The organism is Streptococcus sp. V940, assembly GCF_054353495.1.
In genome coordinates, this window is record NZ_JBTHHZ010000002.1 from 148,346 (window position 1) to 158,726 (window position 10,381).

A 10,381-nucleotide genomic window follows, 5' to 3' on the forward strand; every position below is an offset into this window, starting at 1 on the left:
TGGCTGTCTTTAGGAGAAAAACTAGAGCGTAATACTGTTGTTTTTAGAAATCTTCATAAACAATAACAAGGAAGTAACTGTTAAGACAGTAAGGATAGTAGATAAGGCTGCTGCCACACCATAATTCCCACGAAGTACTTCAGTGTAGATAGCTACGGTCATTGTTCTAGTTTTAACATTATATAAGAGAATCGAAGTAGAAAGTTCTGAAATCATTGTTACCCATGATAGGATTGCTCCTGAGATGATACCTGAAAGCATCATTGGGGTAGTGATTTTAGTAAAGGTATTGAGACGACTACTCCCCAAACTTTCAGCAGCTTCTTCGATACTAGGAGCAATTTGTTGCAAACTAGCAACTGAAGAGCGAATCGTATAAGGAAGTCTTCTGACAGATAAGGACATAATCATGATAAAGGCTGTTCCTGTGATCATAAGGATCCCACTTCCGAAGATACCTGTATTGAATGAAGAGATAAAGGCAATACCGAGAACTGTTCCTGGCACGATATAAGGTACCATACTAAGACTATCGATTAGATTCGTAAATAGGTTGCGCTTACGAACTGCAAGGTATGAGATGAAGGTCGCAAAGACAACAACGAGAATTAAGGCAAGTAGAGGGATTCGAATGGTATTGAAAATAGCAGATCCCATACGGTTAAAGGCTGTCTTATAACTATTTAATGAGTATCCTTTAACAAATACCATACCTGATGTCTTAAGGAATGATGTATAAATCAAGTAAACTTGAGGTAATACAGAGAACAAGATAATGCCATAGACAGTCACATAAATAGCAGCCATCTTTCCTTTTGTTGTTTTCTTAGGTTCAATTGGATGAAGCGAGTTCATACTGAAGCTAAAACGATTTGAAATGTACTTTTGGATGAGGAAGATAGCAAGGGCGATTGTAATAGCCATGATTGCTAAGGCGGATGCGAAAGCTGAATTACCTCCAACTTCACTGATAAATTGAGTATAGATTAATACTGGGAAGGTACGATATCCCTCACCAATCAGCATCGGAGTACCGAAGTCTGAGAAAGCTCTCATAAAGACTAGGAGTGCCGCCGCGAGTAAAGTTGGGACTAGGAGAGGCAAAATGACGGTTAGGATTCGTTTAAAGCCGAAGGAACCCATACTTTCAGCAGCTTCTAAAAGGGAGTTGTCGATACTCTTCATGGTTCCAGCTACGTATAGGAATACGAGAGGAAAAAGTTGGAGTGTAAAGACAAGTACAATGCCTTTAAAGCCGTAGATATCAAAACCTGGCAAATGTAGTGTGCTGGTTAGAAATTTTGTGATAACACCGTTTCTACCAAGGAGTAGAATCCAAGAATAGGCACCTACAAAGGGAGCTGACATGGATGCGATGATAATCAAGATTTGTAAAAATTTCTTTCCCTTGAAGTCATACATTGAAAAAAGATAAGCTAGCAAGGTACCAACAACGACAGAGGTAATTGTGGCAGTTACAGAAACCTTAAAACTATTAATGAGTGTCTCAGAATAATAAGATTTGCTGAAGAATGTTACAAAATTTTCTAAAGAGAAACTCCCTTCATGTATCAACGCTTGCTTTAATACAGTCACAATTGGGTAGACTAAGAAAACTAAGTATGTAAGGAAAATGAAGAAGGAAGATGCAGTCCAGATATTTAGTTTTTTACGATCCATGGCTGACTCCTTTTATGAGATTACGAGAACCATCTTCAGAGAAGACATTGAGTTTCTGAGTATTGATACGTAAACGAACATGATTTCCTTTTTCTAAATCTTCTTCGAATGTAGATTCTTCACTAACTTGAAGTTTTGGAGCAAATTCTGTTTCAATGAAGTATTCAGTATTCAAGCCAAGGTAAACGCTGTCGGTAATTGTTCCATCGATTAGGCCATTTTCATCACGGATAAATTCTTCGGGACGGATGCTGACACGAATATTTTGTTCTTCAACGTGGTCAAGAGCTGGCATACGAAGAGAGTAGCCGTCTTCAAAGACGATGTAAGATCCATCAGCTTGCTTTTCTAAACGAGCAGGGATTATGTTTGTTCTACCGATAAAGGTTGCGACAAATTCGTTCTCTGGTTTGTGGTAAAGCTCTTTTGGACGACCAATTTGTTGGATAACACCATCTTTCATAACGGCGATTTGGTCAGAAATAGCCATCGCTTCTTCTTGGTCGTGAGTTACATAGACAGTTGTAATACCAACTTCGTGTTGAATTTCGCGGATAGCTTGACGCATATCTAGACGAAGTTTGGCATCTAAGTTACTGAGGGGCTCATCCATGAGGAGAACGCTAGGATTAACAGCCAAGGCACGTGCAAGGGCAACACGTTGTTGTTGACCACCACTAAGTTTATCTGGTTTACGATCAGCGTACTGGGCAATCTGCATCAACTCAAGATATTTATCTGTTTGTTTGATGAGTTCATCTTTTGGAACTTTCTTTTGCTTGAGTCCGAATGCTACGTTATCGCGTACAGTCAAATGTGGGAAAATCGCATAGTTTTGGAAAACCATCCCAATGTTTCGTTTGCTAGGTTCCATATTGTTGATTTTAGTATCGTCAAAGTAGAATTCTCCTCCTTCAATACTATTGAAACCAGCAATCATACGAAGCAAAGTTGTTTTCCCGCAACCTGAAGGTCCAAGAAGAGTGAAAAGGCTCCCCTTAGGAATCGTAACATTTAGATTTTCAATAACAGGTATATCATTGTAGATTTTCTTAGCATTAATAATTTTAATCTCGCTCATAGTCAACCCCTTCTACTGTTTAGATTGGATATCTGTAAAGATTTCATTATATTTCTTAACAATTTCTGATTTGTTTTTGATAACATAATCGTAGTCTTCAGTTAGTACTTTGATTTGGTTGATTGGTTTCATATTTTCGCTAGTTTTAGCATCTTTACGAACAGGGCGGTTAGTAGTTGTAGTGCCTAGAGTGTCTTGAACATCTTGTGAAATAATGAAATCGATAAATTTCTTAGCGTTTTCTTTGTTCTTAGCATTTTTAATGATTGCAGCGCTTGCTGGTAAGAAGACGGTTCCTTCTTTTGGATAAACAACTTTAATATTAGCTCCGTCGTTTAGAAGTTTAACAGCAGGATCTTCGTATGTAAGACCAACAGCCATTTCACCATCTGCTACAGCCTTATAAACACCAGAAGAACTTGAACCGATTTTACCGTCAATTAAGGTAAAGAGATCCTTGACATAAGTCCAAGCCTTGTCATCTGTGTAACCACCTTGTGCTTGCAACATATTTGTGAGTTGAGCAAAGGCACTAGAAGAGTTAGCAGGGTCTGCAGTTGCGATCTTTCCTTTCAGTTCTGGTTTGATAAGGTCACTATAACCTTCAATATTCATATCTTTTGTCAAATCAGGGTTTACAATCAAAACACTACCGTCCAGTGTATAAGGAGTTGAGTAACCAGTTGTATTTTGATACTCTTTGATAATATTCTCATTTTCTGGAGAAACGTAATTTTCAAAGAGTTCTCCGTGAGTAGCATATTGTGTATATGAACCACCAAAGATGACATCTGCTACCGGTGCTTCTTTTTCAGATTCTAGTTTTTTGAAGAGTTCACCAGTTCCTGCTTGAATGAGTTCTACTTTAATTCCATATTTTTCTTCAAAGGCAGGAATAGTTGCTCCAATCAAGCCCTCTGAGTTTGGTGAATAGATTACTAGTGAATCACTTCCTCCATTGTCACTTGCATTTCCTCCTGAAGCGTCGTCAGAAGAACAAGCAGTAAGTCCCAAAAGGGCAAGTCCACAAGCAGCATAATACATCCATTTCTTTTTCATGATGGATACCTCCATAGTTTTGATAGTTCTATTGTAAAAAAATGTAAGCGTTTTTAAAACTCAAAATTCTATCCTAATAGGGTAAAATTCTCTACAAAAAAGAAGAATAGTGTTTATACTATTCTTCCAATATTTTTTAATTCTTTTGGAGAGATATGAAAGTATTTCTTAAAAACTTTCCCAAAATACTTATAGTCTGAGAACCCCACTTCTTCAGCGATTTGACTAAGTGGAACATCTGGTTCTTGGCTTATCTTTTCGACTGCCTGTTTTAAACGGTATTGTAGAATATACTCATTCAAGGTAATAGGGAAATCTTCCTTGATGACTTTGTAGAGATAACTTTCGCTATACCCTAAATTCTCTGCGATGGTAGAAATGGTAAAGTGTTGGGAATAGTGTTGATGCACAAATTCGAGGATTTGCTGGATCAGTTGGTTTTGAGGATTGATTTTTTGAAGAGAAGCGACAAAGGTTTGATAGTCTTGTAAAAATGGATTATTTTGGTGTTGATTTATCTGAAGACGTAGTGTTATTTTTTCTAGGCACTCCGTTAATTCTGTGACATTTATAGGTTTAGACAGGAAGTCTACGGCTCCAAATTGCATAGCTTTTTTAGCATTTTGAAAATCATCATAGCCAGATAGGATTACCTTTTCATAGGAGAGAGACTTTGTAGCTTCAAACATCATGAAAGCATCCATGATGGGCATGGTAATATCCGTCAGCACAATATGTGGTTTAAGTTTTTGAATCAGTTCCATCCCTTCTTGTCCATGACTAGCGGTTCCTACAACTTGAATGCCTAAAGCAGAGTAATCAACGGCAAATTCAAGCCATTTTCGGATGAGGTGCTCATCTTCGACAATGATTAGCTTAAACATGTGTTCTTCCTTTCGTAACAAATTTTACCCAAGTTTCACCTTGCGGGTTCACTCCTAAATCCAATTCGACATTTTCAAAAAAGTTATTCAATCGTTTGTAACTATTGACAATACCGTGCTGTGTGTGTGGGCTGTTCAGAGACTCTAAGATATGTAGGCGTTCTTGTTTGGTTAAACCGCCAGCATTATCCGTAACGATAAAAGTTAGTGCCTCTTGTTTTTGAGTAATCTGGATAGAAATGGCAAGGTCGATTCGATACTGCCTTCCGTATTTGAGAGCATTTTCTACAAGTGGTAATAGGAAAAGTTTCGGAACGGTTTGGGAATATAGACTTTGAGAACAGTCAATTTGGTAAGAAAATTGTTCAAAACGAATTTGATGAATTTTTAGATAAGCTTCAATAATCTCTAGGTCCTTTCCAAGAGTCGTTTCTTTCTCTAATTCTGTTACACTGTATCGTAAGATGCGCGTGAGGTTTTGAATCAGTTCTTGAGTAATACTCGCATCAATCATACTCGTGATTTTAATGGTCTCCAAGGTATTGTATAGGAAGTGAGGGTTGAACTGAGCTTCTAGCATCTTTCTTTCAAAGATCCATTTTTCCTTCTCGATAGTTAACATCTTTTGATGAAGCTCATCCAACTCCTGTAGCATATCGTTGATTTTCTCAGCTATCAGTTCAAATTCGTCTCCTGTCTGGAGAATCAACTTTTTATCCTCTTTCTTAGGAATTTCCTGCAGTTGATAGACCAAACTTTCGATAGGGCCGGCATTGTGAGTTGCGATTTTATGGGCGATTCTCCTAGCTTGCCAGAAATATAGTAAAAAGATACAGAGCGTTAGAATTGAGGCAAGGGTAAGTAAACTAGAAATAGGAAAGAATGATTGGAAAGTGTAAATCGAAAAAATCGAATCAACTTTTCGTTTTTCAATCAAAAGAGGATTTTCAACGAACCAGTGTGTTTTTGAACGGAGCGATTTCTCATCAAACTTTTCCAGAGTTGATTGTGTGAATTGATTGGTATTGCTCGAGTATATATTACCGAAAGTGTCTGTGATGACGTATTTTGAATTAATCAAGGGGATGCTTGACACAAAGTCGTTCTCATTCACAAAGGAAATACTGTAAGCTCGTACTCGCTGGTTGTGAACTATGGGCATAATAAAGACGGCATAATGTTGCTTGTCCACAGATAGAGCAACTTTCTCAGAAACAGAACCCTGAGTAGGATTTTGAATTAATAATTTCAAATAATAGGGAGTTAAAATTGTTTCTTTATGGTTGCGATTGGTACTAAATAAAAGCTCTCCTGTATCATCGAGGATGAGAAAATCAGAACTGAGTTTTAGCTGAGCTTTGGTTTCATAGAATAGACTAAATAATTCTCTATCAGTGTGTTTGCCTTCTAAAAACTCTGGAACCATTTTCTTATTCATGGTTTCCAACAACTCATGATTGGCTTGTTTCATGTCTTGGACATGCTGGGCGATTTGTTGAGTATCGGTGTTCAATTGTTGTTTTTGAAGGAAATAGGAAAATCCAAATAAAAGAATGAGGAGCAAGAGAGAAGTTGCTAGTGCAGCTAAAGAACTGCGATGAATAATCTCTTTTTGGAGAGAGTTTTTGAAAGAATTAGACATAAATCACCTCTTTGGAAAGAGTTTACTAAAGTAAGTATAGCAGTATTAAAAATGGAAGGCAAGGTTAAAAAAGAAAAGAGGTGAAAAGAAAGAGACGAATTCTACCTAAAAATGGTATAATAGGAGCATCACGAAAATTGGAGAGACAGCATGAGTTTTTACAATCACAAAGAAATCGAGCCTAAGTGGCAAAAATACTGGGCTGACCATCATACCTTTAAGACAGGAACGGACGCATCAAAACCGAAGTTTTATGCACTTGATATGTTCCCTTACCCTTCAGGAGCGGGTCTTCACGTAGGACACCCAGAGGGCTACACAGCGACAGATATTCTCAGCCGTTTCAAACGTGCCCAGGGTTACAATGTCCTTCACCCAATGGGTTGGGATGCCTTTGGTTTGCCAGCAGAGCAATACGCTATGGATACTGGTAATGATCCAGCTGACTTTACAGCAGAAAACATTGCCAACTTCAAACGTCAAATCAACGCACTTGGCTTCTCTTACGACTGGGACCGTGAAGTCAACACAACAGATCCAAACTACTACAAATGGACGCAATGGATTTTCACTAAGCTTTACGAAAAAGGCTTGGCCTATGAAGCAGAAGTGCCCGTAAACTGGGTGGAAGAACTCGGAACAGCTATAGCCAACGAAGAAGTCCTTCCTGACGGAACTTCTGAGCGTGGTGGCTATCCAGTTGTCCGCAAACCAATGCGCCAATGGATGCTTAAAATTACTGCCTATGCAGAGCGCTTGCTGACTGACTTGGATGACCTGGATTGGCCAGAGTCTATCAAGGACATGCAACGCAACTGGATTGGGAAATCAACTGGTGCCAATGTGACCTTCAAAGTGAAAGGTACTGATAAGGAATTCACCGTGTTTACGACACGTCCAGATACCCTTTTCGGTGCGACCTTCACTGTTTTGGCACCTGAGCATGAACTAGTAGATGCCATCACAAGTCCTGAACAAGCTGAGGCTGTAGCTGACTACAAACACCAAGCTAGCCTCAAGTCAGACTTGGCTCGTACCGACCTTGCTAAGGAAAAAACAGGGGTTTGGACGGGAGCTTATGCTGTAAACCCTGTCAATGGTAAAGAAATCCCAATCTGGATTGCCGACTACGTTTTGTCTAGCTATGGAACGGGTGCTGTCATGGCTGTTCCTGCTCACGACCAACGTGACTGGGAATTTGCTAAACAGTTTGGACTTCCAATCGTAGAAGTGTTGGAAGGTGGAAACGTAGCAGAGGCTGCCTACACAGAAGATGGACTTCACGTCAACTCTGAATTCTTGAACGGTCTCAACAAAGAAGAAGCGATTGCTAAAATTGTGACTTGGTTGGAAGAAAAAGGCTGTGGTCAAGAAAAGGTTACCTACCGTCTCCGCGACTGGCTCTTTAGCCGTCAACGTTACTGGGGTGAACCAATCCCAATCATTCATTGGGAAGATGGGACTTCAACAGCCGTTCCAGAAAGTGACTTGCCACTTGTCTTGCCAGTAACCAAGGACATCCGCCCTTCAGGTACGGGTGAAAGTCCACTAGCCAACTTGACAGACTGGCTTGAAGTGACTCGTGAAGATGGTGTTAAAGGTCGTCGCGAGACCAACACTATGCCACAATGGGCAGGTTCAAGCTGGTACTACCTCCGCTACGTTGACCCACACAACACTGAGAAATTGGCCGATGAGGACCTCCTCAAACAATGGTTGCCAGTCGATATCTACGTGGGTGGTGCAGAACACGCCGTTCTTCACTTACTTTACGCTCGTTTCTGGCACAAATTCCTTTATGATATCGGTGTCGTTCCAACCAAAGAACCATTCCAAAAACTCTTTAACCAAGGAATGATCTTGGGAACAAGTTACCGTGACCATCGTGGGGCTCTTGTGGCGACTGACAAGGTTGAAAAACGTGATGGCTCCTTCTTCCATGTGGAAACAGGGGAAGAATTGGAGCAAGCGCCAGCCAAGATGTCTAAATCCCTCAAGAACGTGGTCAACCCAGACGATGTGGTGGAACAATACGGTGCTGATACCCTTCGTGTTTATGAAATGTTTATGGGACCACTCGATGCTTCTATCGCTTGGTCAGAAGAAGGTCTGGAAGGAAGTCGTAAGTTCCTCGACCGTGTTTACCGTTTGATTACAAGCAAAGAAATCGTTGCAGAAAACAATGGTGCTCTAGACAAGGTTTATAACGAAACCGTTAAAGCTGTCACAGAGCAAATCGAGTCCATGAAATTCAACACAGCCATTGCTCAGCTCATGGTCTTTGTCAACGCAGCTAACAAGGAAGACAAACTCTATGTGGATTACGCCAAAGGCTTTATCCAATTGATCGCTCCATTTGCGCCTCACTTGGCAGAAGAACTCTGGCAAACAGTGGCAGCAACAGGTGAGTCTATCTCTTACGTAGCTTGGCCAACATGGGACGAAAGTAAATTGGTTGAAGACGAAATCGAAATCGTCGTTCAAATCAAAGGTAAAGTCCGTGCGAAATTGATGGTTGCTAAAGATCTGTCACGCGAAGAATTGCAAGAAATCGCTCTGGCTGATGACAACGTCAAGGCAGAGATCGACGGCAAAGAAATCGTGAAAGTGATTGCGGTACCGAATAAACTCGTTAATATTGTTGTTAAATAAGATATGAATCCTTCAGAGTAGAATCTGGAGGATTTTTGTAGATTACCTGTGAGATGTGATATACTATTCACATCTTTAAACTTATAAGTGTGAGACAAGGAGAAAGCTATGCCAGTAAATGAATACGGTCAGATGATTGGTGAACCTGTAGATGATACACCTGGAGTTTTACCCTCGCTTGTACGGATAGAAGGACAGTATACGATTCTAGAAGCTCTTTCGGTGGAAAAGCATGCGGAGGATTTGCTGGCTGTTTATGGCCCAGATAGTCCTCGGGAGATGTGGACCTACCTCTTTCAGGAGCCAGTGGCAGATATGGAGGAACTGGTTAGTCTTTTAAATCAGATGTTGGATCGTAAGGACCGTTTTTTCTATGCTATCTTGGATAGGGAGACGGGTAAGGCCTTGGGGACTTTTTCTCTCATGCGTATTGACCAAGCCAATCGCACCATTGAAGTTGGCGCGGTGACCTTTTCTCCGGCTCTCAAACAGACCAGGATGGGAACAGAAGCTCACTATTTGCTAGCTCGTTATGTTTTTGAAGAACTCAACTATCGTCGCTATGAGTGGAAGTGCGACGCCCTCAATCTTCCATCTAGAAAATCAGCAGAACGTTTGGGCTTTGTCTATGAAGGAACCTTCCGCCAAGCTGTTATTTATAAAGGGCGTACCAGAGATACGGATTGGTTGTCCATGATCGATAAGGACTGGCCACAAGTCAAAGCTCGTTTGGAAACATGGTTGGCTCCTAAAAACTTTGATAAAAATGGGCAGCAGATAAAATCGCTTAGGCAATGTTAGAAAGGTTCTACTATGATAAAATTTACAAAAGAAACATCTATTTCAATTGATGACGTTTTACATCTCTATCAGGCAGTTGGTTGGACAAACTATACCAATCAGCCACAGATGTTGGAGCAGGCCTTGTCTCATTCGCTAACGACTTATCTTGCGCGTGATGGTGAGGAAATCGTTGGTTTAGTGCGTCTGGTTGGAGACGGTTTTTCATCGGTTTTTGTCCAGGATTTGATTGTTTTGCCTAGCTATCAGCGCCAAGGAATTGGTAGTAACTTGATGAAAGAAGCCTTAGCTGACTATAAGGATGCCTACCAAATACAACTAGCGACTGAACAGACAGAAAAAACCTTGGGTTTTTACCGTTCTCTGGGGTTTGAAGTCTTATCTACTTATGATTGTACAGGAATGATTTGGGTGGATCGAAAAAAATTTAAATAATTCTTTTATCTTAAGTTAACTTTAAGTTTACTCATGTATCATGTAATCATTAAGTAAAGACCTCCTAACTTTATTTAATAGAAATCCTAAACTTTTCTTTTTCATAATAATCTCCCTAAAGAAGCCACCAAATCAGGTGGCTTTTTT

The 10,381-nt window shown here is 40.1% G+C and carries 8 protein-coding genes; 3 read left to right on the forward strand and 5 right to left on the reverse strand.

Annotated elements, in window-relative coordinates; translation table 11 throughout:
* Positions 1 to 21 precede the first annotated feature (21 nt).
* From ACXYSM_RS06630 to ACXYSM_RS06650, 5 genes are all read right to left on the reverse strand, one after another.
* Positions 22 to 1,680, reverse strand: coding sequence for an ABC transporter permease (locus tag ACXYSM_RS06630; RefSeq protein ID WP_458634803.1), 1,659 nt, complete (start codon positions 1,678 to 1,680; stop codon positions 22 to 24).
* Positions 1,670 to 2,761 (reverse strand): ABC transporter ATP-binding protein, encoded by a 1,092-nt coding sequence (locus ACXYSM_RS06635; protein WP_458634804.1) that lies wholly within the window; start codon positions 2,759 to 2,761, stop codon positions 1,670 to 1,672. The genes ACXYSM_RS06630 and ACXYSM_RS06635 overlap by 11 nt, the downstream gene beginning before the upstream one ends.
* 12 nt (positions 2,762 to 2,773) lie before the next feature.
* Positions 2,774 to 3,820 (reverse strand): ABC transporter substrate-binding protein, encoded by a 1,047-nt coding sequence (locus ACXYSM_RS06640; protein WP_458634805.1) that lies wholly within the window; start codon positions 3,818 to 3,820, stop codon positions 2,774 to 2,776.
* 113 nt (positions 3,821 to 3,933) lie between these two features.
* Entirely contained in the window at positions 3,934 to 4,704 is a 771-nt protein-coding gene (locus tag ACXYSM_RS06645) for a response regulator transcription factor (protein ID WP_458634806.1), read from the reverse strand.
* On the reverse strand, positions 4,697 to 6,346 hold the full coding sequence (locus ACXYSM_RS06650; protein WP_458634807.1) for a sensor histidine kinase: 1,650 nt from the start codon (positions 6,344 to 6,346) through the stop codon (positions 4,697 to 4,699). The genes ACXYSM_RS06645 and ACXYSM_RS06650 overlap by 8 nt, the downstream gene beginning before the upstream one ends.
* A gap of 150 nt (positions 6,347 to 6,496) precedes the next feature.
* Between ACXYSM_RS06650 and leuS the strand changes: the two genes are divergently transcribed.
* From leuS to ACXYSM_RS06665, 3 genes are all read left to right on the forward strand, one after another.
* Complete coding sequence (gene leuS / locus ACXYSM_RS06655; protein ID WP_458634808.1) at positions 6,497 to 8,998, forward strand: leucine--tRNA ligase; 2,502 nt, start codon at positions 6,497 to 6,499, stop codon at positions 8,996 to 8,998.
* Positions 8,999 to 9,106: 108 nt separating this feature from the next.
* A complete protein-coding gene (locus ACXYSM_RS06660; RefSeq protein ID WP_458634809.1) occupies positions 9,107 to 9,799 on the forward strand; it encodes a GNAT family N-acetyltransferase in 693 nt (230 codons plus the stop codon).
* A gap of 12 nt (positions 9,800 to 9,811) precedes the next feature.
* Positions 9,812 to 10,234, forward strand: a complete 423-nt coding sequence (locus ACXYSM_RS06665; protein ID WP_458634810.1) for a GNAT family N-acetyltransferase — start codon at positions 9,812 to 9,814, stop codon at positions 10,232 to 10,234.
* Positions 10,235 to 10,381 lie beyond the last annotated feature (147 nt).